The organism is Vibrio sp. D54 (assembly GCF_021728075.1).
Taxonomy (GTDB): Bacteria; Pseudomonadota; Gammaproteobacteria; order Enterobacterales; family Vibrionaceae; genus Vibrio; species Vibrio alginolyticus.
The window spans coordinates 293,615-316,489 of record NZ_JAKKCS010000004.1 but is presented as its reverse complement, the minus strand read 5'-3'; the positions used below and the strand labels follow the sequence as shown (position 1 = coordinate 316,489).

The following is a 22,875-nucleotide window of genomic DNA, read 5'->3' as shown; positions in this document are numbered from 1 at the left end:
TTTGGTCCCTATTGCTGTGATAATTGCTTAATAATGTCAGTAACAGCTTGCTCTTGCTCTTTAGACAACTGGCTATCTTGCGCCTCAATAAAAAAATCTCGGAACATATCAATTTCGCTTCGCGCCAACTTTGCTTGCGCCATTTCCTGCTCTACCCCAATTAACATGCCAGGTTTCTCAAGGTGTAAAACGTTTGGATACACTGAACGAAGTTTTTCCATTGGGTTTAAAATCGCATGTTTATCCATCAAACGAACTAACAAATAATCTTCATTCTTGGGGTCTGTTTTCCCTTGCTCAATAACTTTATCCAGCTCGCCCTCTACAATACGCATTTCATGAGGAGCCGTAAGATCAATATGCTTTGCAGAAACGAATCCTTTCTTGTCCAGTTCAACTAACGTGAAACCTTTTCTCTGGTTCTGTTCACCAAAGCTATACTTCATGAGAGAGCCAGAGTAACGGATATGCTCTGCGCCTTTCTTTTGAGGCTGATGCAAATGACCAAGTGCGACGTAGTCAAAATCTAAGAAGTGTTCATGACTCACGCGATCAGAACCACCAATAGATAATGGTCGTTCAGAGTCTGACTCGATAGCCCCATCAACAAAACAGTGACTCACGAGCACGCGCTTTTGCTTAGAGATAAAGCGCTCTTTAATTTGCTCAACAAGCAATTGATGAGCCTCATCATGAGTGGATACCGAGGCTTTGTAGGCAAACCTAACCTGTTCAGGGTCGTTATAAGGCATACCATAAAACGCGACCTCATCCGCAGAGTCCGTTTTTATGATGATGGGAGTGAGCATCTCTTCAAAGTTGCTAACAATATGGAGACCTGCATTTTTCATTTGCTCTGAGCCGAAACCTAGCCTTTCTGCACCATCATGGTTGCCAGATATCAATATCATTGGTGTTTCTAACTCGGTACAAATGCGTTTCACGACTCGATTTAACAGTTCTATTGCAACCGTTGGCGGCACCGAACGGTCATAAATATCTCCCGCCACTACAACCGCATCGACGGGATTGTGTTCAATATAGTTAATCAGTTGTTCGAGTACTGCTTGTTGATCTTCGAGTAGTGATACGTTGTGGAATTGTCGACCAAGATGCCAATCTGAGGTGTGGATAAACTTCATTCGAATTCACTTTCCGCCAATTCTATGAGTAGGCTTGCTTCTGTCAGAGTCCATGTACCGTTTATAAAAAGGAATGCGTCACGGGTGGGATCTCGAACAAGCCAAAACTCAAGTTATTTTATATCGGTAAGGATATCTTGAGTCGAACAGCTTTTCATGTGGTTTGTGTTCTATGGCTGGCTATTTAATCAGAAAGCGAGAAGAACACTGTAAAAACGCGGTGAGCAAAGCTATTTTGACAAGCAAGCTGCGCCTAGTCATTGTCCAAACATCATTAAAGGGCCAGTTTCGAGTCAATCCCCCAAAACATTTGCATCACTAAAACCTCAGCTACTAGAAGGAAAAGCAATAGCCAGGCCTATTCACTACGCCAATTGTATATTACTCCTACCGCGTAGCCATCTGGCTCGATGTCGGCTTGCAACACGTGAAAGTCTGGGCAGGGGCTGCTTCTTTGAAGCTCATCAATCACTAACGCTTTTAAAACGCCGCCACATGCACCCAATCCGCCAAGCTTGATATCAACAAATTGATACTGAGTTTGATCGGTCACCCACGGAGACAAGAATTGCATTGAGTTTAACCATTGCGGTTCTTCCTTATTAACGGATAAATACAATTGACTGAGTGGATGTTCACAACTTACTCCTAATTGCTTAAACACCTTGTCCACGGCGATGCGTTGTTGTTTGGCATCTAAATCAATTCGAACAACATCAGGCACAAGACCTGAATGTCGAAAAAAACACTTGGTTAAAATGATAGAGCTTTGAGGTTTGACATGCCCTTCTACATCACTCGTAACCTCTATAGCCAGTATCCAAGTCGCTTGCGTTTCATTAACTTCACGATTTATCCGATTTAGTGCCATCAAAAATGCAGCTTGGCCATAAGGATAAAAGTAAATTTCAGTATTGACAGTTTGGCCAACGAAAATAGAAAGCTCGCTTATCAATGCTTTAAGCAAGCTTTTGTCTACCGAAGATGGTAAAAGAACACAGAGATTCCCCTTGATATCAACTTGCTCAAGACTCTCGCGCTCAGAGCGCACGAGGCTTAATATATGCTCATCTATTGATTGAGCAAAGTCAGGGGGTCGGATTTCCTCGGACAATCTAAAAGAATCATCAGCTATCTCGCGAACGGTGTGTGAACGGCCATTAAAGGATAGAAGATGCGTTTGAAATGCGAGTGGCATCTAGCCTCCGATTAAAACCGTAGGCATACCAGATAGAATTTTGCCACCATGAGACGTTGAATCGCCGACTCTCGCGGCTGGTTTACCGTTGATTGTTACGCTAGAAGAACCTGCTGAGATACTATCCGGAGGACCGATACAAATAAGCTTGTCGCCTTGTCTTGCCGCAGGTATCCCGCCAATCGTTACGTTTGGTGAACCAACAACGACGGGACCACCGACATGCGGTATCTTTCCTGTTTTTTTAGGGCAAAGATGAAAGCTGCCCAAAATTGCGGCTGGTTTACCCACTTTAAATCACCTTAGTTCAATGAAATTTGCCCAGCTTTAAGAGCAATAGCTGAGCCGTTAATGGATATTTTATTACCTTTGATATTGATTTCTCCAGAGCTAGACATCTGAATAGAAGCACCACCTACTTTGATCTCGACGCTCTTTCCTGCATTAAAAGACAGCACTTCACCCGTTTCATTCGAAAAGTTTTTACCTACTTTCAAGCTCGCGTTCTGACCAACCTCTTGATTAACATCATTGGTCACTTTTTCGGTTTTACTGTTTTCAACGGCGATATCAACACAGTCTTCAACTAGCATTTGGAACAGTTTTTCAGCATGAAGATAAATGTGCTCTTCACCGGGCTTATCATCAAAGCGCAACTCATTAAAATTGGATGTACCTTTTTGTACAGAGCGTGATTTATAACCACTCTGAGAACTTTGCTCTGGTAAAGCGTAAGGAGGGAGTTGACTACCGTTATATAGTGACCCCGTAACGATTGGTTGATCAGGGTCTCCGTTAACAAACTCGACGATGACCTCTTGTCCGACTCTAGGGTGAAACACCGACCCCCATCCGTTACCTGCAATATTTTGCGCAACACGAATCCAACATGAACTATTTACATCGTATTTACCAACACGGTCCCAGTGAAACTGAACTTTGATACGGCCATGTTTGTCTATGTAAATTTCACCATCTTTGTTCCCCGTAACTACTGCGGTTTGCAAACCTTTCATCTGAGGTTTCGGGTAGTTAACTGAAGGACGCAGGATTGTCTTTGAGTCAACACAACTAAACGAGACTTTGACACCTTGCGCACCGGTGCCACCTTGACCAGTCTGGTTATAAACAGCAGCAGACAAAAAAACAGAAGACAGTACATATTCTTTGCCAACTCGAGATTTATCTTCATGTTTTTTAAACTTGAAGCACTTGCCTACGCTGAATGTTCTGCACGTAGCCTCGCCACGACACAAATATGCATTTTGCTGTAGTGCTTCTATTGCATGCGTGTTTCTCAGTGCGTATTGATCATTGCTCTCCATTTCACCCATGTATTCAAAATACTCGCTTTCAGGCACTGTAAAAAAATCACTTTCACCCTTTGCAGTATTTTTAGGATTCGAAGAAGGCTTGAGCATGTTATAGCCTGACTTTTGACTCGCTTTAGTAGTCAGAATTTGCGTTTCATGCCAAGAAGAAATGTGGCTAGATTTCGCCGTACCTGTATCAAAATCGACTAAAAACTCAGTACCCGGCTTATAAAAACTGATGTCATCAAAAATATTGAGCGTATGGGCAGACTTAGTATGTGTAAAACAAAATGATAGCCCCTCTTCCGATAACAGACGTCGAACAAATTCAAGATCTGATTCTTCATATTGTACTTTGTACGTGTATTTAGGATAGGACTTGGTTAGCTCAAAACTAAAGGCAACACTATGCTCCGATAGTACTTCAGAGATAATTTCCTTTATATCTTTATGCTGAAATATTCTGCAATTTTTTCGATATTCAGCGAAACGTAATTTAGGCTCTATTAATAATTCTATGTTTTTATAATTTTCGCCTTTATGTGTATTAGAAACCCTTTTCCCTTCTAATCTTGCAGCAGAAACGTAACCATGCATATAACGAGGATTTGAAGAAACATCCTCATTATTTTCAAGGGTAATGGTAACTTCCTTACCAATAATTTCGTTTAACTCACTTCGTTGATCATTAAAGTAAGCTTTAGCACGCAATGAAAAAAGTTCTGAGATCTCTTCTCTATACTCAAACGAGTTTAGTATGATGGCATCTTTACCGAATGGCGAAGAAATTCGGATGAAATTGTTATCTTGAGTTGCTCTTTTCATTAAATACTTCTTTCAAAAAAATGCGGAGGAATACTCCCCCGCATGAAAATTACATTTGTTGACCTTTAACACCGCTGTAGCCGTATACCAATGGAGCAGAAGTGTTGTTCTTATCGTCAGTAGGAGTCACTGTCATCATCATTTCTGTGTAAGAAATTGTGATAGTTTCAACTGGACGATCGTCTTGGATAGAAACTGAGTAGTTAGAAATCATCGCATCAGTCAGTTCGATCTTCATGATCTCTTCAACCTTCTCACCCTGCTTAGTAATATGGAAAACCGCTGGTTTACCTTTACCAATCGTCGCTTCTTTAAATAAGTCAGGAGAAGAACGGTCTTGAAGTTTAGTGATAGTCAAATCATATAGACGAGTAGCGCTCGCTTCACGGTCCATCGCTGTACCAGTGTATGATGAGATCTCACGACCTACACTCCAATCTACAGATAGTAGTGTAATCAAATCTTTGTATTGCTCGGCTGTTGCCTCACCCTTAATATCTGCGTATTTAAGATACGTATTAGACTGCATGCTAATCTCCTATAGCATTATTAATTGACATATATCGTAGTAATTTAATTATCTGACGTTTGGTGATAATTAGTGATTAATGTATCAAAAAATTCATTTTAAATACGCCCTGTTATATCTTTAAATAAGATTTAATTTAAGCGTTTTTTATAAAAAATAATAGTTAATATGAACCAACTCCCAATTATTATTGAGAGTGTAAAGGATGTTAAACTATTGAGACATCGAGTCCACTAGTTGTACCTTTAACAATAATTTCATCAAACGTCTTATCATTAAGAATTGCATGCAATATTTCATGAGAAATCTTCGGAAGCAATGTATTTTCTATGGTTGTTTGTACCACACGCGCACCACTCCCAGACTCATTGCTATTGTCTACAATATCATTAATTAGTTCCTCATCAAAAAACAGGTCAGCGTTATAGTGCTTACGAATACGAGTCGTAATTTTATCCAACTTTAATTTTGTTATTTCTATCAATACTTTTCTTGATAGAGGCAAATAAGGTAATACATTCACACGCCCTAAAAATGCAGGTTTAAAGTCGACCAACAAATCATCGCGTAAAGCATCTTTTAGTGCTGACGGCTCGGGAGATAAATCAGGATCAGAATACAAAGACATCGTCGTTTCGGTCCCTGTGTTCGCGGTCATAATAATAATAGTGTTTTTAAAGTCTATATCTCGACCTTCACCGTCTTTAATTGAGCCTTTATCAAATACCTGATAAAAAATATCTTGAACACCAGGGTGCGCTTTTTCCATTTCATCGAGGAGAATTACACTATAAGGTTTACGTCTAACAGCTTCAGTCAGTACACCTCCTTCTCCATAACCGACATAACCAGGAGGAGAACCTAATAGCAATGAGACTTTATGCTCTTCCTTAAATTCCGACATATTGATAGTCGTGACATTTTCTTCACTACCATACACTTTCTCTGCAATCGCCAAAGCCGATTCGGTTTTACCCACTCCGCTTGGTCCGGTTAGGAGAAATACACCATTTGGTCGTGTCTCATCCGTGAGCTGCGCACTCGCAGTTTTTATCACTTCAGACATGAGCTCTAAAGCGTGATCCTGCCCGACAACTCGCTTACACAAACTTTCTTTCAAACCCAATACTGCTTGGATTTCATCATCCTGAAGTTTACCCAACGGTATACCGGTCCAATCCGAAATAACTTCTGCGATTAGCGCTTCATTTACATGCGAAAAAACTAAGGGCTGTGAGTTAGCGGAAAGGTTATTTTCAAGCTCTTGTAACTTGTCTCTAGCAGTTTCAGAACCCTCCTGGATTATTTGGGTTCTAAGTGACTTAGCTTCACTTACCCATTCTTTTTCTTTTTCCCAAAGTACCTCTAATTCAATAATGTCATTAGATAGCGCATCAATCTCTTTTCGGACACCTTGGAGCTGTACATCAAGAGATGCTCCTAATCGATTCTCTTGGCTAAGATGCTCATACTCAGCTTGCTTTGCTTTAAGTTTATTTCTTTTCGCACCTAGGCCTCCCGGTGTAGATGACTGACTTAACGCAACTCGAGAGCAGGCTGTATCCAAAACAGAAACCGCTTTATCTGGCAGTTGACGACCATTAATGTATCGAGCTGAGAGTTGGACCGCTGCATTGAGAGCTTGGTTAGTGATATGAACATCGTGGTGTTGTGCCATTACATCAAGTAAGCCTCGTAACATTTCAATCGCGAGCTCAGGGGCTGGCTCATCAACCTTTACGACTTGAAAACGCCTAGTTAAAGCTGCATCTTTTTCAAAATACTTTTTATACTCTGCCCACGTTGTTGCTGCGATCGTTCTGAGTTCACCTCTCGCTAATGCTGGCTTCAGAATATTCGCCGCATCACCTTGGCCCGCTTGCCCACCACCGCCAATTAGGCCATGAGCTTCATCAATAAACAATATAATAGGCTGTGGAGCGTCGTTTACTTCCTTCACAAGGTTCTTAAGCCTGTTTTCAAACTCACCTTTCATGCCTGCGCCGGCTTGCAGTAACGCCAAATCCAGAGACTTAATTGCCACATTTTGCAGAGCGGGAGGTACATCGCCATCAATGATCTTTTGCGCCAAACCTTCAACAACGGCTGTTTTTCCAACACCAGCTTCTCCCGTAAGAATCGGGTTGTTTTGTCGGCGTCTTAATAAAATATCGATCATTAGGCGAATTTCATTATCTCTACCAATCACCGGATCTATTTTACCTTCCCTAGCTTGCTCAGTAAGGTCTGTTGTAAATTGATTCAAGGCGGAATTCGCGTTTGACTGCGCTAAGTCATTCGATCTTGATTGAGGCGCATTACTTTCTTTAAAGTTCAATAAGCGAGATGGTTCTATCTTGTTTAGTTCAGGACTAATCGAACCAGCCATGTTGACTAACGTATCATCAGACAAGTAGGCAAATAAAAGATGGATGCACCCCAACTGTTCTTGATTGAATTCAATGGTTGCAGACAACAAGGCATTTTGCATAACAGTCACCGTATGAGCTGATAGCCCAGGCACCGACTGGCATCCTGTTTTGTATTTTTCTAATGCCTTTTGAATATCGGTTTCAACCTTGATTTTATCGACATCAAATTCGTCAAAAACTTCAGAGTAAATATCGTCAGGATGGCGGATAATCATCATTAACCAGTGAGACATTTCAATACTGTGATGAGTTCGGGAGCTTGCCATCGCAGCTGCCTGTTCAAGTGTTTCCTTAGCCTGAGGAGACAATCTTTCGACCAACGCTGAAAGTGAGAGTGAAGCCATTACATTTCCTTTAAATAGTAATTGTTATAGTTCGATCTTTTGTACGTTCGTGTTTTTTAAGCACAGAACCAATACCTAACTGCCCCTGCTGTTTCGATAAACAAGCTTGTGGTAGCAAACTATGTTTGGTGGTGAGCTGCCACTTCAGTTGTTTATGTTTTCCAATCAACTCATAAGCAGCGTTCTTAATGATTGCTATATTGGGTTGGTTAGGAAGCAATTTACTAACTAGCTGTTTATCTTTTGGCAGAAATTCTATTGTTGTCCCCGCGTTGATGTTCCATGCTTTCGAACCCAAAGACGCTCCTAAACCAAGTTGAGCAAACTGCCCTTCAGGCATAGTTCGGGATGCAAGGCGTGTTTGCTCTTCTTTCGTAAGGTGTAACCATTGTCCTTGAAATTCATGAACTTTTACTTGGCATCCAGATAAACATTCAAGAATACTTTTTAGTCCACCTTTACTTCTCACTGGTGAAGCAAACACACCACCATAGTGCCGGGACAGTGAACTCCCTTTCCCAGTTAATGCCGATTTACAGCTTTCTAACGGCGAACGCGCGCCCTGCGCATGCGCACGAGACTGAACAGTCAGCTGACTCAGTTGCCAACATCGATAATAAAGAGATAATAAGCGATGATTGAAAATATCGTAGAAGTCCACCATAGCCGTATCGCCTTCTTTTTGGCGATGTAAAGCTAATTCACTATAGTGCTGGGGAAGCACACCTTGCTCACCCGTTAGGCCTATTAAATTGGTCTCAATCTCTAACTTGCTGTCATCTATATTTTTCAGTTCACAAAGCTGAGCATTTTCAAAACCTAATGATGGATTAACCTTTAAGTTTAGCTTTTCATGCTTCGGTAACGCATCTGTTCCTATTTGCGCCTCTGCTTGCAGAACTTCGTGTTCAATAAGATGAATCGCTTCAAACAATGGATGTTGCTTTAATTCTCGATAAAATTGTTCCGCGCTCATAGCAACACCTTATCGCCAGTTAATGCGGGCCATAGGTGGAAAGACTTTCCCGTGGACTTAATTCTTATTTCTAACTGCGTAAAAATGTTAATTTCAGCATATTGCGAGAAGTAAACAGATAAAACACTACCTAAGAGAAAGATCTGCTCTTTAGGTAAAATTTGATCAGAAACCGTCAAAATAATTTTTATACCGTGCGCAAATCCAACTTTGCCTTTCTGACTAATTCTTCCTGTAGTAGGCTCAAACTCTAACTTAGTTAAAGCATCGATTACCGCTTTCGTTTCTGCTGTCCCAGAAAATGCATAGAGATTAAGGGTCTGCTTCAAAGTTGCTAAACCATCTTCCTCGGTAAAATGGTTTAAAGTTAAAAGCTTAGTTAACTGCCATCGTGTGCTTTCATCCATTTCTGGCCGAATAGTTTCTGATAAAGAAACTAAACAACGAACAGATTCGAAATTGTCATTTACCTCCGGTAAAGATACTTGCGGCAGCCCACCTCCAAATGGAAGTTTCTGCGCTAAGTTGCGGTTACAGCACTCAGCTTCCACGTACATTAACCAGTTTTCCCGGCTATCCGGGCTGAACAATTGATGTTTTTTATCAACAAAAGAAATGTAAGTTTCTCTACCTGGCTCATCATACCCACCAGCCCAGTTCTTATCCTCACGTCTCATCAACCAATAAATCTCACTAGTGTTTGTATAATGCGTGTGCTCACCAGCGTGATAACATGGCAAATTGTGGTACGTTTTGTTCCAGTTTCTCAACGTTACGTCAGAAATTGAGACAACCTCATTACTTTCAGATTCTTGGTATTGCGGAGACAAGTGGTAATCGTATTCAGTTGGTAGAATACGCTTAGGCTCCATAATACTTTTAAATAAGTTGATTACAGGCACACAACCTACCATTAAGCTTTCTTCGTCCACTTGCTTTGGAAGCCAGTCATCGTTGGTATCAAAGTAAAAATACAGTTCGACTTGCTCTCCAAGATCTAGCTCAGATAATCCAAGTTCGGTGATATCAAAGAACATAAACTTCTCAGGAAAGTGCAAATACTCAACAAGTAATCTTGCTCCTGAAAAGCTTCTTTTACTGTATGGCACAACTTTCTCATCTTCTGAAAATCCTACTTCAGAAAGATGTCTTTTGGTTAAAGGACGAACTTCTTTGCCATCCACAACAACAGATAAACCAATTAGGTTTTGAAACAGCATTTGGTAGAGCTTAAAAGTCAATTGAGATTGACCGTTTAAATAGAAGCGCAGCCGTTCTATCCCCATTTCACCAAGAGGAGTCTCTTCATCTTGAGCCGTGAGCTGTACTTTCAAAACTGAATGAGCATTGCTTTCCCATCGTGAGCCAACTGGCTTGAAAGGCGCATTTTTAAAAACGCCAGAGGTCGCATCAACAGGATACATTCTGACCGGATAACAAGTTCTAAACTCGCATTCATGATATCCAGTAGCACCGATAACAACTCGCTCGCCTTCTTCTACATCAAAATAAGAGGAAGTGGAGTTAGAACAGCTCATTTTAATGACTGACATTGACGGGATTGGGGCGTGAAAATCCGGATATAACTGTCCCATCAAAGACTCTGTAAACTGAGGGTAACTATTGTCTAAGCTTTGTCTAATCCTTGCTGTTAGAAATGCGCAGCCTTCTAACAATCTTTCTACGTGTGGATCGTCAACCTGTTCCTCACTAATACGAAGTCTCGCGGCAATCTTGGGATACTGCTCACCAAACTCTTGCCCTTTGTGACGCAAATAAGCTAACTCGCGATTATAGTACTTGAGAAACTCTTCACTCATTTTGCTCTACTCAGTTTCATACCTAAATTTACCGGCTCTACTTCAGAATTGAATCGCACTTCATGAATACTGTTATCAATTAAGCAAGTGGCATTTATCTGTAACCTCAATACCCTATCAATAGCGTTTTTCTCGTCCGAAATCTGGACATGAGGGTTCCTTAACCTCGGCTCAAACTCTTTAATTGCATCATGAACGATGTCGCAAAGCTGATTCTGCCCTTCTTGGCTGCTATAGGGCATTGAGGAAAAATCTGGCAGCCCATAGTTCAATATTGAATAACGAACCTCTAGAAGATCATCAGGAATATTTTTCCATCCAATACGACTATTCAGCATCGACTCTAGATCTCTAAGTAAGCTGCTCAACATCTGTTGCTGGCTTGCAGGGAAGTCTTTCTCATCTCGAGTGAGAGGATCACTATCTATCAATTTGTCGAGCAGAGAAACGGTTAACGACATGATATTTCTACGCTATTTGTTTCTGTTCTAATAATGTAGTCAAATCACAGATTGGAAGCGCTGAGTCACCGACTAACCAACATTTTTGACCCAAGCCAACAAAAGATTCTTGCTCACCAATCTGCTTCCAATCCGTTTCTCGACCTAACTTTTGCGCATCGGTCTCTGAGTCAACATATGTCAACGGCATATGGCCTTCGCCTTCACCAAGTCCATCGATATCAAACTCGACAGGTCGCCAAATACTCTCTAACAAAGAAGTAGGTGCTTTAACTTCTAGCGTATGGATGCTCGATATGGGTACAAGAAAATAGTTACCTGCTGTAGAAAACAGTTCAATGTAACCACCTAAACGATCATCAATATCTCTAGCATCTTCGTAGTTTGTGCCGTTTACGTTAAACCCTTTAATAGTGCGATGCTCTTCAATGCGATGCGATAGACGTGACGCTTCTTCGTACTCTTGATTTCCGAGAGCAAGATTAAATCGAACAAGCTCTTTAGTTAATTCCTCATCACCTAATACTTTGGCACTAGCCGCACCATTGATAAAATCCTTTCTAGCTTGAGCTGCTTTCACTAAATGTCGTAGCTGACTTGCACCAGGCAGATACTCAGGAAACAATTTAATCGATTGCATGAGCTGAGCGTCCGCACGCTCGAAGTCCCCATCAATGCAAAGAAGCTCAATGAAGGAACTTCTCAAGCTCGCATCTTTAGGGGTTGCTTTAATTTCATCAATTAATTGCTCTAGAGCGTGTTGCAATAGGCCTTGGGACAAAGCATTTTTCCATTGAGTCATTGTTATTTCCTTACACCATGTGCTCTGGTGATAATTCGGTAATTAATTTAATGCTAGATACCATTTGATCGAGTTGAAAATGCGGTCGCAAATGGATAACTGAGTAATAATGTCCAGGAGTTTCTCTTTTCTCTCGAACTGTAATTTTCGCTTCATTTAGGGGGTATTTAGCTCGAAGCTCATCAGACGCTTCATCTGATGCGGTAGTGTACTGATGTAACCAGCGTTGAAAGTCACGCTCTAGGCTTTCTGCGTCTTGATACCCACCAATTTTGTCACGCCCCATAACCTTGAGATAATGTGCGACTCGCGATACACACAATGTGTATTGCAACATCGATGTCAGTTTTGCATTCGTTGAAATATGCTTTTCTGCGTATTGTTTGGGCTTGTAGAGAGATACATTCGAGGTCATCCCCACCATATCGGTCTCAGGTATTGGAGAAATAGAAATAAAACCGCACTCAGACAATTCTTGTTCTTTTCTCTCAGAGATTTTCAAGTTTAACGGACATCTTTCACGATCATTCTTGCCATTAACACGCATCTTGCTCCTTGTAGGAGCGACGATAATACCCTGACTGTAATCGCCTTGTTTAATCCCTCGCATATGCGTGAACCAACCATGTTCCTGAAATGCTCTAATTGATACGGCAGCAAAACAGTACGCACTACTCCCCCATAGCAAATCTCGGTTGGAGTCGTAGATGTGTTCTTGAAAATTGAATTTATCATTCCGCGAGCCATCACTTTTGTATGGCTGACGGAACAAGACGTTAGGTGCAGTCAAACCAATAAATTTAGCGTCATCGTTGTCTCTCAAACTACGCCACTTTGCATAATCTTCCTGTTCAAATTGGGCCGCTATATCTCTTATCGCAGAGAGTTGAGCGAAACTATCAACACCAAACATCTCTGGCGATGCAGACATGATAAATGGGCTGAATGCTGCAGCTGCAGACTGAGAGATCTTACTCAACACAGACAGATCTCTATCAAAATAATTTTTACTAGGATCACAGCGAAGCTGATAATCTCCAACCACCACACCAAAGGGTTCTCCCCCTGCCATCCCATATTCATTTTGATAGAGCAACTTAAATAGTGCTGATTGGTCAAACTCGATGGCTTTTAAAGCATCTTTACTGATTTCATTCCATGTCGCCGTTAAAACCTTAACTTTTACAGAATCCGATGAACGAGAATCAACCTGTTCACATAAATACCTAACTCCAACCCACCCCCTTTCGAGCTGTTGAAACTCAGGATGATGTAATATTTCATTTAGTTGAGATTCTAATAGCTCATCAATGCGGTTAATTGTGTTCATCACACTATGACGAAAGCTGTCCAAATCTCTTGAACGTGTACCTTCTAGCCAAATTCGAGCTGACGATACAAGATCAGAAGATTCATTGAATCGAGTCAACCACGGGCTATCAAGTTCAGCGTAGCCTCCGGTACTGAACTCATGTTTTAGCTTGCTAGGGTCGCGAAAGTTAAGTGACACTGCTAATTCCATCTAGAACATAAAGATTGGTCATGGCTGGCCTTTCGACCAGCCAATTCGTTTCTTATCCACCTGACTGAGGGATCTTGGCCACAAGTCGCAAAGATGTCGTCAGTTCTTCCATTTGCAACCAAGGTTTCAGCCATGCTACGGCATTGTAAGAACCAGGTGCGCCAGGAATTTCCTTAACCTGAACACGAGCGTCTGCTAGAGGGTATTTCGCTCTGATCTCTTGACCACCGCCTTCAGAAGCATTGACGTAACCTAGGATCCAGCGGTTCAGCCAAGACTCAACGTCTTCTGCTTCCATAAAGCTACCAATTTTATCTCGAGCCATTACTTTCAAATAATGCGCAAAACGAGATGTTGCCATCATATAAGGTAGGCGGGCAGAAATGGCCGCATTGGCCGTTGCTTCAGGGGATTCATGGTTCGCTGGTTTTTGACAGGTTTGCGCACCAAAGAACACTGCATAGTTGGTGTTTTTGTAGTGACAAAGCGGTAAGAAACCAAGCTTACCAAGCTCCGCCTCACGTCTGTCGGTAATACCAATCTCTGTTGGGCACTTCATATCAGGGTCGCCATCATCACTCATGAAGAAATGCGTTGGCAAGTTATCCACTCGACCGCCGCCTTCTGCACCACGGATGGCAGTACAAAATCCATATTTTGAAAATGCGTCGGTTAACTTAACACCAAGAACATACGAAGAGTTCATCCAACAGTAGTCGTTATGTTCAGCGTTAACAGCAATACCTGAAACAGGATCTACTTCGAACTCTTCAAACCCAAACTCTTCGACTGGAGCGGTAGCTTGTCCGTATGGCAAACGAGCAAGGACTTTTGGCATCGTCAGACTAACGAAGCGCGAATCGGCACTCTCGCGGAACGAACGCCATTGGGCGTATTCTAGTGATTCAAATACCTTATCTAGGTCGCGTGGTTTTGACAGCTCAGTCCACTCATCAAAGCCGAATAGTGCTGGTGAAGCCGCGGACAAGAATGGAGAGAAGCCAGAAGCCGCTACATTTGACATTAGGCGTAACGACTCAATATCTTCTGGGTGGTTGGTAAACTCATAGTCTCCAATCAATGCACCATACGGTTCACCACCAGCACTACCAAACTCAGACTCGTAAACCTTTTTAAAGATCTGGCTTTGATCAAACTCAACAGCTTTGCTCAAGTCTTTATGTAGCTCTTTCTTGGTCATGCTCATCATGCGAACTTTCAGAGTAGAGCTGGTCTCTGAATTCATCACTAGATAATTTAAGCCGCGCCAAGAACCTTCGAGTTTCTGTAATTCTGGGTGATGCATTACTTCAGACAACTGATCAGAAATCTGCCTATCGAGCAAATTAATCGCTTCACGAAAAGTTACTGTTAGGTTTTTGTTCCAAGTAACTGTCCCTTTCATTGCTTCTTCAGCGAGCGTTTTAATCAGCTCCTCAGCACGAGAAGCTTCGGTCTGCTTAGTCGCACCAATAGCTTGATCTAAGAATGAAGTTGTCTGTTCATTAACAGTTGGATCTAACTGTTTTTCAGCTTCAGTCGTCATTATTCCGCTCCTTCAGTACTGTCTGACTTCGCTTTCTTGCCAAGATCTAACTCGCCTGCAAGTCTTGCCAGATTGTCTGTATTGTTCAAAACATCCTCTAGGATATTTTCAAGCTCTTCTGAGCGGTCAACTTTTGTCATCAAATCACGCAGTTTATTACGCGTTTCCATCAATTGGCGTAGTGGATCAACTTGATTTACGATCGCAGCAGGCTCAAAGTCTTGCATTGATTTAAAGTTTAAATCGACCTCAAACTGTGAATCGTCATTCGCAAGCTTATTCGCAACTTTAAACTTCACCGATGGATTCATTTTTTTGAGTACATCGTCAAAGTTATCTCGATCGATCTGAATAAAACGGCGGTCTTTTAATGGCTTCAACGCTTCTGTGTTTTGACCAGCGAAATCACCCATTACACCTACAACAAAAGGCAGTTCTTTCTTAAGAGTTGTACCTTCAGTTTCAACATCATAGGTAATGTGGACACGAGGCTTCCGTACTCGTGATAGTTTCGAGTGGATACTCGTCATACCATTCTCCCTTTATTAATTTTCATTTTGTTCTGCTATGCCAACCAAACGGAAGTAGCTTTTCTTTGCATCCCCGTCGGAGATAAGTTCCGCCAGTAACTGCGGCAGAGGCATCCCACACCAACGAATGATCTGTTCGATGGAGTAAGAAACTGGTGAGTGAGGTTCACTCTCTCGGAAGAAATCAGCTACTTGCTGCAATTGTCTAATTGCCTGCTCTCGTGATTTCATGTTTGTCGCTAATAGTGCATCACAACTTTGTGAACTTAACGGTTGTTCAGAAGAAGATTCATCAAGATCCTCTAGCTCTTCAAACACTGCTTGTGGTTGATTAAAACGATCTCCAAGAAGGTGCTTTAATGCCGAGTGTATTGATTCAAGTCTTTTCGATATATAAGAACTAGGAGTCACATCACCGACCGCTTCATCTAATCGCTGACTGAATTCATTAAATGATTCCGTAGCGAACTCCAAATCCATGATTAATTCTCGATAAAACGTATCAGAAGTCGACTTAACCGTAGTTATAATTTCAGATAGCTCAACAGCCCCAAGCTCGACTCGATTTCGGCGCTTATCTTCGTCTAAGCGCTCAAGTTCTATAGCTTGCTGATATTCCCAATAGGCATAAGCTTGCTCCACGCCTAAGTCAGTCAGTGGTATACAAGCAATTGGAAAAATAAGTGTTCCTTCACTATCGATACCATTGAGGCCAATAATCGCCGATATTCTTGTCTCAATACCATCTTCATCAGGCATTGGGTGCAGATCATCCCAAAAGTTCTCAATTAAACTGGTTGCGAGTTTGTAGCCAACGCCCATACCACGAAAACCATACAATCGAGTTAGGGCTTCTATAAGCCAGGCAACAAATTCCAAATCTTTAGACTGATTCGTGAGTATTTCTGGGACATCTTCAATAAATACTCGCCATAAATTACTGTGGGTATAGATACTTTCTTCTTCTATAAGAGCATTACGTTCAGCGTTGCGGGCGGCCATACGCTGATCTTTCAACCGATAGTAAGCAGACTGTGGTGATACATCCTCTCTAGGATCAACACCTGTAGGATTTTCTTGAGATATAGGAGCCAACGCTTGTTCATACCAATCAAACATTTCATTACTCATAAGCTCTCCCTCTTAGAAAGACAGGTATTGTCGCGTCTTCTCTAGTTACTGTTTCGCACTCCGTTTGCGCTTGGCGAACTTTGATCAAAGCACAAGTTACGTTATCACTTGCGCCCCGAACCAAAGCCGAATGCATGAGCGCTAATCCAGCTTGGTTGACTGAGTCTGCATACAATGTCCGATGAATTTCATCACTCGTAAGTTCCTTAGAGAGTCCATCGCTACAGAGTAAAAACTGATCGCCGTCAGCCAACTGCCCTGAAACTTGATCAATAGTGACACTTTTGTCGACTCCAACAGCTCTGGTAATAACATTTGCAAGAGGGTGAGATTCGGCATCTTCAAATGCCAATAAGCCCTGATCCACTAAGTCCATGACTTGACTATGATCACGTGTTTTTTGGACAAAATTACCACTTCTAAGCTGGTAAATTCGGCTATCCCCCACCCAAAGACAGTGGTAATACCCATCCTGAATAAACAACAAAACAAGTGTTGTTCCCATCGTTTTACCGTCTAAGTGATTTTGTGCGTATTGGTAAATTTCTAAGTTCGCTTCTTGAACCACTCTTCGGATATCATCGATATTAGTATTGGAGACATCCTGCATGTGGCGCGCGACTCTATCCACTAGCATCTGGCTTGCTATATCGCCAGCACTGTGTCCACCCATTCCATCGGCAACCACCCAAATATGCTGCTCTGTCATATCCAACAGAGCATCCTCGTTATAAGGGCGTACTTTTCCTGCGTGCGATTTAGCAAAGGTAAAATAGTTCCAATTCATTCTTCTATCCTACCAATTCCACTTTTTCCAGCCGCCATCAAGCATGGCTGAAAACTGACCAATTGAAGGAAATCCACTCGTAATGAACATGCATGGTTCAACCTTCGTTGAACCTTCAGTCCACCAAAAACATGGTTTACTCAATTTTTCTTTAATGAGGTAATTCAAAAGCGTATTTTGATCAGTATTGCCGTGATCATGAAAAACTGTAGATATTTGGCTTTGATAAAGAAACTCTAGAGGCCTCACTTCACTTGTTACATTCGCAACGAGGTCATTTTTTTCTTGAGTACTCTTATGCCAAACATCAAAGACAAAGTCGTCCTCAAGTACTGAAAGAGCAAGAGCGGCACTGTCCTCTGTCCAAGCTCTGTCACCCCAATATTGCGCAGCTTCACCTTTTACGGCACGAGCTATAGTAAAGAAAAAGTATCTACCGCATGCATCAACACTAGGAATCATGCTACCAATGTAGGTTGAGTCTTCTAAATAGCTAATATCCAAAGCAAAGTGCCACACAGGAGCCGTTAAAAAGTGCTCATTCCAGCTTTCACCCAGTTGTTCCCTGCTGACTGCAATAACCGCCTGTTGCCAATCATGCCAACGCTCCGAGAAATCTTGTGATAAACCATCTTTCACAAAGTCCCCTTTTGCAGGCATTTTACCGATATAACCCCAGCCTGATGTTATAAGGTTCGTGGACATCTGAACCTCTCCATTTCATTTGACCAAAACGGATTAATGGCACTAGAAGGAATAAGCTCTAGCTGCACCTTATTTCCCTTTAAATCAATCATAACTATATTGTCTTTACGCGATTCTGGCCTTGCTTTAAGTGATTGATCCAAAAGCTTGAATATGCCCCACTCACCTTCATAGGTATGCGCAATTTCGCGTTTAGATTCAGGTGGTGTGAACACAATTCGAGTCTGATCTTGACCGGCAGGCCAACTCAACGATTTAGCTCTTGCTGGTCCATGCTTATAAACCAAATCTTGTCCACCCAACTCTAAGACAAATCGAGTAATGTGCTGGTCTAGATAAACAGGCTTCATCCCAAACTCTACGCGTAAGGAATTATCAGATTCAAAGAAAGACTGCCTGATACGTTGCGCTCTTTGAAAGACCATTAGTGTTTCTGGACGAACTCCAATTTCCTTTTCTAATCGCCAACGACTTTTCGAAGTATCCACAAACGGTTCGAGGTATTCTTGGAAGAATGCGTCAAGCGTACCTCCATAACCAAAGAATCGCTTAAAGTCTTTCAATCTAACTTCTCTGCTCGCGTTGGGCTCGAATGGATATCTGCCAGCAATAGTCCGCTGATAAGGGCGGACCACCTGTGTTACCCAAAGTTGATTTAGATGATCCTTCGAACCGCTCTCCGCAAACTTAACCGACTCTTGAGAAAGCTCACCTAGCCATTGATTAAATGGTCTCGGCAAAAGTTCTTTAGCACGAGCAAAGGAAGCTGCGACATCTTGTGTAACGGTTCCATCTAAAATACTTTTGTAGGCAATTTTCTGATTGTTACCAGAGCTTGATAAGTCACTTAAATACGAACGCAAGTTAACCATTGCTTGTTGAATATCATCAAAGTCTTGCTCACCAAGGCGTAAGATCTCTGAAAAATGCGATTCGACTTCTTTACCTGGCAGAGCAACATTGAAACCGTTTTCTTCAGGTAAATACATGTCTAGCCTATCTGCCGTATTTGAAAACTTAACTTTGGCAACTTTACCAGCAACTTCAGAAGCGGCTTTTTGATTTTCTGACAATGATACTTTTGATAGAGCAACCTCTTTTTGGATTGCTCTCAACAAAGATTCGATTGGTCTTTCAACTCCAGATAAAACCCTCGCTTGCTCTGTCGCAAGTTCTAGGCTCGGAGCCTGCTTCAATTGAATATCTTCGATCAACGTTTTCCATTCATTAACATAATCTTGATAGTATCGTGACTGAACGCCTTGGATGGCACTATCTTGATCAATTTCATGAGCCTTAAGATCGTCACCATAAACCCAGTTCTCTTCCATTAGGCTTTTTACTGTACGGTTGATCTGAATCTGAAAAATGCTATGAAAACCATTGTACGTGTAGAAGCCCGAAATGCCTTGTGATAGCGGTTTTCCACTAGCTCGCTCGAACTGCTCAAGCCCTTTAGGTCCCAATACATCAGTCAAGCGAAATGAAGGTACATGACTCTTAGAAAATTGTATTTTCATTCGCTGATAAGCACGTTCAGGTAGAGACATTTGAGTCAACACTTCTCGAGCACTCGTCACAGCAGCAGTGTTGTAAGTAAAGCCTTGTCCATCGTTGCCTAATAAATATTGAGTGTGCTGTAGCAAGCGTCTTCTTAAGTCTGCGTTTAGCTCACCCGGATATTGACGTTCGAAATAAAAGTTAAACCAAGCCAACACTTCATCTTGTTGATATTTGTCTGGATTGAATAACATCAAATACGTTTTTAACGTTTCGTACAAATACTCACGATGCTGTTGATTGCTCTCCATTTCTGACACCAGGCTATCAAGAAGCAAAGGGGCGTAATATTGGGTCAAAGCATCAGAATATGCATTGCTTGCCGCCTGAGATACTTTGTCTCCTTGATAGAGACCAAACCTCTTTACAGAGTCGGCATCACCGTAGTTGCTTTGCTTTCCGAGAGGAAGCGTCATCAACCTATCTAATGTTTCTACAGCTGAAACAATATCCGCTTCAAAATCTAAACTTTGAGCGCCAATCATTGCATCAATATGGCTAGCTTGTTCATTGGTGTCGACAATTAACCGTGAGTTCCACTTATAACTCATAAACCAAAGCGAAGAAGCTCCGAGCAGTAGCGTTGTACATCCAATGTAAACACCTCGACGCATCCAACCTGACTGCTTTTGATAGTGACGATTAACTGTTCCTAACAGTTGCTCTTTGAAAATAACCTTGTCAAAAAGATTCTTTACGAAATAACTATGAGAACCAGTTTGACTCTTTGCTAGAGCTAATCGATTTAACCCAAGTCCATTGGTTGATTCATTCATCAGCTTATCGACTGGTAAGCCTTCTTGAACCGAACTCAACATAAACACACCACGAATCAAGGCAGGCTCTTCAAAACTGTTTTGTGCAAAAATTTCAGCTAAAAACTCGTCAAGATTAGCTTGTAGCACTCTTAATTGCTTTGGAAATTCAAAGATAAGTGCGCGTTTATCTAAATCGTCCTCAGTTTCAAGTATTCTAAGCATACGGGCATCAAGACGCTCCAACATGCCATGAAATTCTTTGTTGAATAGAGAAATAACGCCTCTTTCATCATCCACTTCACGAGGGAACATGAAACCAAATAATTCCTCTCGCTCTTCCTTACTTAAATCGGCAAAGAACTCATTGAAACCGGCAACTAAATCCATTTTGGTGAGCAATACGTAAATCGGAAACTGCATGCCTAACTGGTTTTTCAGTTCTTGAAGTCTCGACTTAATTGCTCGAGCATGAAGACTTCGCTCGGTTCGAGTCTGAGACATCACGCTGGCTAAACTTATCGTAACAATCGCACCATTAATTGGTCTTTGCGTTCTATACTTTTTCAACAATCCTAAGAAACCATGCCACGCTTTAGAGTCGACCTTTTCTTGACTGTCTTGTGTCGTATACCGGCCTGCCGTATCTATAAGAACTGCTTTATTTGCAAACCACCAATCACAGTGGCGAGTGCCACCTACACCGGCAATAGAGTCAGAGCCAAGGCTGTCTCCTAATGGAAACTCTAACCCCGACTGCTTTAATACGGTTGTTTTCCCCGTTCCAGGAGGGCCAATCAACACATACCACGGTAAGTCATACAAGCTTCTCTTGCCTTTGTGTGTTTTCGTCACTACTTTGACAGCTTGCTCAATACGCTCGCGCATTAAGTCAATTTCACTTGCTGCTTCTTTATCTGATTGGCTATCAACCTCAAGCAACGTTTGAATACTTTCGTCTTCTTTCACCTTTTGCTTATGCTGCTTGGTAACGTTAAATATCGCCCAAAGCAACACCAACACTAGAATAGTGACTAGCCGTTGAAAGTCACTCTTTAGGGGCTCATATCCCGCTATCGCAATAAGTGGACCAACAACCCAAATGAAAATAGAACAAGCAACGACACCGATAAGACCGAGAAACCATCTTTGAGTAAATATTCTGCCAATTTCTTTAATACGCATCTCTATCTACCTATTATTAATTCGCGACAAGAAGGTCGATTTCAATCCGGCGGTTAATAGCTCGGTTTTCATCACTACTGTTTTCAACTAATGGTCTTGCATCCCCCAATCCCTCGGGTATCACTCGCCCTTCTAATGCACTATTCGAGATCAGTTGTTCAGACATAGCAGTGGCTCGAGCTAATGATAGGTGCCAGTTCGAGGGATATTTACTCGTGAAAATAGGCCTATCGTCGGTGTGACCAGTAACAATGATCTTGCCTTGGGTCGACTCCAATGTTCTCGCAAGCTTAGAAATAACGGGTTGGATGTAAGCGACAACATCAGCACTACCTGATTCAAATAGATCTTGAGACTTTAACGAAATTCTTACCCTGTCTTGCAGCGGCTCAACATTGATTAGCCCCTTACCGATCTCAGTTGCTAGATACATTGAAATCTTTTCTGCAATTGGCGCTGATTTTGATTCTGACGTTGCATCTTGGTTAAGTTGTTGCGGTTGAATCAAATTGACTAATTGAGAAAAGGTGCGATTGGATGCCTTATTTAGCTCATAGCTAAAATACATATATATGCAGACCAATAATGCCGCCGTTACAGAACATACAACCCAAAGAGGGGCTCTATCAGAAGCCTTTGAGCCATTCAAAATGTGTTGGTCGATACTATTACTTAGCTCCTGAGGGACTCCTCTCCCATAAGACTTAAGAGTAGCAATAACCTGTCTTCTCAATTTCCGGTGCGATTCCAGTCCATTTTTTTCTAAACGGTATTGACCCAGAAACCCGAGAGATAAGCACACATACATTAGTTCAAGCAAATCTAAGTTCGCATCTGGTTTCGCCATGCACTTATCAAGATGCTTAAAAAACGCTTCCCCACCTTGACTGCTAGCATAGAAGGAGCTAAGTAATGAATCGTGACTCCAGAATGAATGCCCACCCCAATTGGTGTTAAGGACAACTTCATCTAGTGAACAGCATAAACAATAACGAGCTGTATCAATGGTATCCAAATCAACGTCATGCTGACGTAATCGGTTCTCATAATCTCTAAGCTTTTGTGCCAATGTCTCTTTTAGAAACAACGGATCGGAATGAGTCGCTGTCGACCGAATTTGACCGATAATAGATAACAGGCCATTCGCCTCTGCTAGTAGAGAGTTACTCCCATAAGCGACCACTGAATCATTGTTCACCAATTCAGGGCTTTTTGAGATAACTACGGTATTATCCACAGACTTTTCTGATTGTGGTTTCGATGCGGGTGCTCTTCCACCCGGTGTTGGTTTTACTATCGTTTGTTCCATACA

The 22,875-nt window shown here is 41.8% G+C and carries 18 protein-coding genes; all 18 read right to left on the bottom strand.

From position 1 onward, the window contains the following. Nucleotides 1-8: 8 nt before the first annotated feature. Nucleotides 9-1,142 (bottom strand): exonuclease SbcCD subunit D, encoded by a 1,134-nt coding sequence (locus tag L3V37_RS07900; RefSeq protein ID WP_213886021.1) that lies wholly within the window; start codon nucleotides 1,140-1,142, stop codon nucleotides 9-11. 358 nt (nucleotides 1,143-1,500) lie between these two features. After that, nucleotides 1,501-2,340, bottom strand: coding sequence for an NAD/NADP transhydrogenase subunit beta (locus L3V37_RS07895; RefSeq protein WP_237306128.1), 840 nt, complete (start codon nucleotides 2,338-2,340; stop codon nucleotides 1,501-1,503). Further along, entirely contained in the window at nucleotides 2,341-2,631 is a 291-nt protein-coding gene (locus L3V37_RS07890) for a PAAR domain-containing protein (protein WP_005375969.1), read from the bottom strand. A gap of 11 nt (nucleotides 2,632-2,642) precedes the next feature. Continuing rightward, nucleotides 2,643-4,478: a type VI secretion system tip protein TssI/VgrG gene (gene tssI / locus L3V37_RS07885; RefSeq protein ID WP_237306127.1), complete on the bottom strand. Its 1,836-nt coding sequence runs from the start codon at nucleotides 4,476-4,478 to the stop codon at nucleotides 2,643-2,645. Between the two features lie 49 nt (nucleotides 4,479-4,527). Beyond that, nucleotides 4,528-5,007: a type VI secretion system tube protein Hcp gene (locus tag L3V37_RS07880; RefSeq protein ID WP_005375967.1), complete on the bottom strand. Its 480-nt coding sequence runs from the start codon at nucleotides 5,005-5,007 to the stop codon at nucleotides 4,528-4,530. A gap of 208 nt (nucleotides 5,008-5,215) precedes the next feature. After that, on the bottom strand, nucleotides 5,216-7,783 hold the full coding sequence (tssH, locus tag L3V37_RS07875; protein WP_130545606.1) for a type VI secretion system ATPase TssH: 2,568 nt from the start codon (nucleotides 7,781-7,783) through the stop codon (nucleotides 5,216-5,218). A gap of 10 nt (nucleotides 7,784-7,793) precedes the next feature. Continuing rightward, on the bottom strand, nucleotides 7,794-8,759 hold the full coding sequence (gene tssG, locus L3V37_RS07870) for a type VI secretion system baseplate subunit TssG (RefSeq protein WP_005375963.1): 966 nt from the start codon (nucleotides 8,757-8,759) through the stop codon (nucleotides 7,794-7,796). After that, nucleotides 8,756-10,579, bottom strand: a complete 1,824-nt coding sequence (gene tssF / locus L3V37_RS07865) for a type VI secretion system baseplate subunit TssF (RefSeq protein ID WP_130545605.1) — start codon at nucleotides 10,577-10,579, stop codon at nucleotides 8,756-8,758. The genes tssG and tssF overlap by 4 nt, the downstream gene beginning before the upstream one ends. Beyond that, nucleotides 10,576-11,040 (bottom strand): type VI secretion system baseplate subunit TssE, encoded by a 465-nt coding sequence (gene tssE, locus L3V37_RS07860; RefSeq protein WP_017635621.1) that lies wholly within the window; start codon nucleotides 11,038-11,040, stop codon nucleotides 10,576-10,578. Before tssE ends, tssF begins: the two co-directional genes overlap by 4 nt. 7 nt (nucleotides 11,041-11,047) lie before the next feature. Further along, nucleotides 11,048-11,842, bottom strand: coding sequence for a type VI secretion system accessory protein TagJ (locus tag L3V37_RS07855; RefSeq protein WP_017635622.1), 795 nt, complete (start codon nucleotides 11,840-11,842; stop codon nucleotides 11,048-11,050). Nucleotides 11,843-11,852: 10 nt separating this feature from the next. Then, complete coding sequence (tssC, locus tag L3V37_RS07850) at nucleotides 11,853-13,364, bottom strand: type VI secretion system contractile sheath large subunit (protein WP_025767712.1); 1,512 nt, start codon at nucleotides 13,362-13,364, stop codon at nucleotides 11,853-11,855. A 52-nt stretch (nucleotides 13,365-13,416) separates the two neighbouring features. Beyond that, nucleotides 13,417-14,910 (bottom strand): type VI secretion system contractile sheath large subunit, encoded by a 1,494-nt coding sequence (gene tssC / locus L3V37_RS07845; RefSeq protein WP_005375950.1) that lies wholly within the window; start codon nucleotides 14,908-14,910, stop codon nucleotides 13,417-13,419. Further along, nucleotides 14,910-15,440, bottom strand: coding sequence for a type VI secretion system contractile sheath small subunit (gene tssB, locus L3V37_RS07840; protein ID WP_005375949.1), 531 nt, complete (start codon nucleotides 15,438-15,440; stop codon nucleotides 14,910-14,912). Before tssB ends, tssC (L3V37_RS07845) begins: the two co-directional genes overlap by 1 nt. 15 nt (nucleotides 15,441-15,455) lie before the next feature. Then, nucleotides 15,456-16,571, bottom strand: coding sequence for a type VI secretion system protein TssA (gene tssA / locus L3V37_RS07835; RefSeq protein WP_237306126.1), 1,116 nt, complete (start codon nucleotides 16,569-16,571; stop codon nucleotides 15,456-15,458). Further along, nucleotides 16,564-17,358 (bottom strand): PP2C family serine/threonine-protein phosphatase, encoded by a 795-nt coding sequence (locus L3V37_RS07830; RefSeq protein WP_237306125.1) that lies wholly within the window; start codon nucleotides 17,356-17,358, stop codon nucleotides 16,564-16,566. The genes tssA and L3V37_RS07830 overlap by 8 nt, the downstream gene beginning before the upstream one ends. 9 nt (nucleotides 17,359-17,367) lie before the next feature. Then, a complete protein-coding gene (gene tagF / locus L3V37_RS07825) occupies nucleotides 17,368-18,063 on the bottom strand; it encodes a type VI secretion system-associated protein TagF (protein WP_005387528.1) in 696 nt (231 codons plus the stop codon). Next, nucleotides 18,045-21,563, bottom strand: coding sequence for a type VI secretion system membrane subunit TssM (gene tssM / locus L3V37_RS07820; RefSeq protein WP_237306124.1), 3,519 nt, complete (start codon nucleotides 21,561-21,563; stop codon nucleotides 18,045-18,047). Before tssM ends, tagF begins: the two co-directional genes overlap by 19 nt. Before the next feature lie 16 nt (nucleotides 21,564-21,579). Further along, entirely contained in the window at nucleotides 21,580-22,872 is a 1,293-nt protein-coding gene (gene tssL, locus L3V37_RS07815) for a type VI secretion system protein TssL, long form (protein ID WP_167416000.1), read from the bottom strand. Nucleotides 22,873-22,875 lie beyond the last annotated feature (3 nt).

What these genes read in the sequence shown, in the direction of transcription:
- tagF (WP_005387528.1), bottom strand. Translation starts at nt 18,063, where the DNA reads ATGTCCACGAACCTTATAACATCAGGCTGGGGTTATATCGGTAAAATG.
- tssL (WP_167416000.1), bottom strand. Translation starts at nt 22,872, where the DNA reads ATGGAACAAACGATAGTAAAACCAACACCGGGTGGAAGAGCACCCGCA.
- tssM (WP_237306124.1), bottom strand. Translation starts at nt 21,563, where the DNA reads ATGCGTATTAAAGAAATTGGCAGAATATTTACTCAAAGATGGTTTCTC.
- tssG (WP_005375963.1), bottom strand. Translation starts at nt 8,759, where the DNA reads ATGAGCGCGGAACAATTTTATCGAGAATTAAAGCAACATCCATTGTTT.
- L3V37_RS07895 (WP_237306128.1), bottom strand. Translation starts at nt 2,340, where the DNA reads ATGCCACTCGCATTTCAAACGCATCTTCTATCCTTTAATGGCCGTTCA.
- tssC (WP_025767712.1), bottom strand. Translation starts at nt 13,364, where the DNA reads ATGGAATTAGCAGTGTCACTTAACTTTCGCGACCCTAGCAAGCTAAAA.
- tssC (WP_005375950.1), bottom strand. Translation starts at nt 14,910, where the DNA reads ATGACGACTGAAGCTGAAAAACAGTTAGATCCAACTGTTAATGAACAG.
- tssI (WP_237306127.1), bottom strand. Translation starts at nt 4,478, where the DNA reads ATGAAAAGAGCAACTCAAGATAACAATTTCATCCGAATTTCTTCGCCA.
- tssB (WP_005375949.1), bottom strand. Translation starts at nt 15,440, where the DNA reads ATGACGAGTATCCACTCGAAACTATCACGAGTACGGAAGCCTCGTGTC.
- L3V37_RS07900 (WP_213886021.1), bottom strand. Translation starts at nt 1,142, where the DNA reads ATGAAGTTTATCCACACCTCAGATTGGCATCTTGGTCGACAATTCCAC.
- tssE (WP_017635621.1), bottom strand. Translation starts at nt 11,040, where the DNA reads ATGTCGTTAACCGTTTCTCTGCTCGACAAATTGATAGATAGTGATCCT.
- L3V37_RS07830 (WP_237306125.1), bottom strand. Translation starts at nt 17,358, where the DNA reads ATGAATTGGAACTATTTTACCTTTGCTAAATCGCACGCAGGAAAAGTA.
- L3V37_RS07880 (WP_005375967.1), bottom strand. Translation starts at nt 5,007, where the DNA reads ATGCAGTCTAATACGTATCTTAAATACGCAGATATTAAGGGTGAGGCA.
- tssF (WP_130545605.1), bottom strand. Translation starts at nt 10,579, where the DNA reads ATGAGTGAAGAGTTTCTCAAGTACTATAATCGCGAGTTAGCTTATTTG.
- tssH (WP_130545606.1), bottom strand. Translation starts at nt 7,783, where the DNA reads ATGGCTTCACTCTCACTTTCAGCGTTGGTCGAAAGATTGTCTCCTCAG.
- L3V37_RS07855 (WP_017635622.1), bottom strand. Translation starts at nt 11,842, where the DNA reads ATGACTCAATGGAAAAATGCTTTGTCCCAAGGCCTATTGCAACACGCT.
- tssA (WP_237306126.1), bottom strand. Translation starts at nt 16,571, where the DNA reads ATGAGTAATGAAATGTTTGATTGGTATGAACAAGCGTTGGCTCCTATA.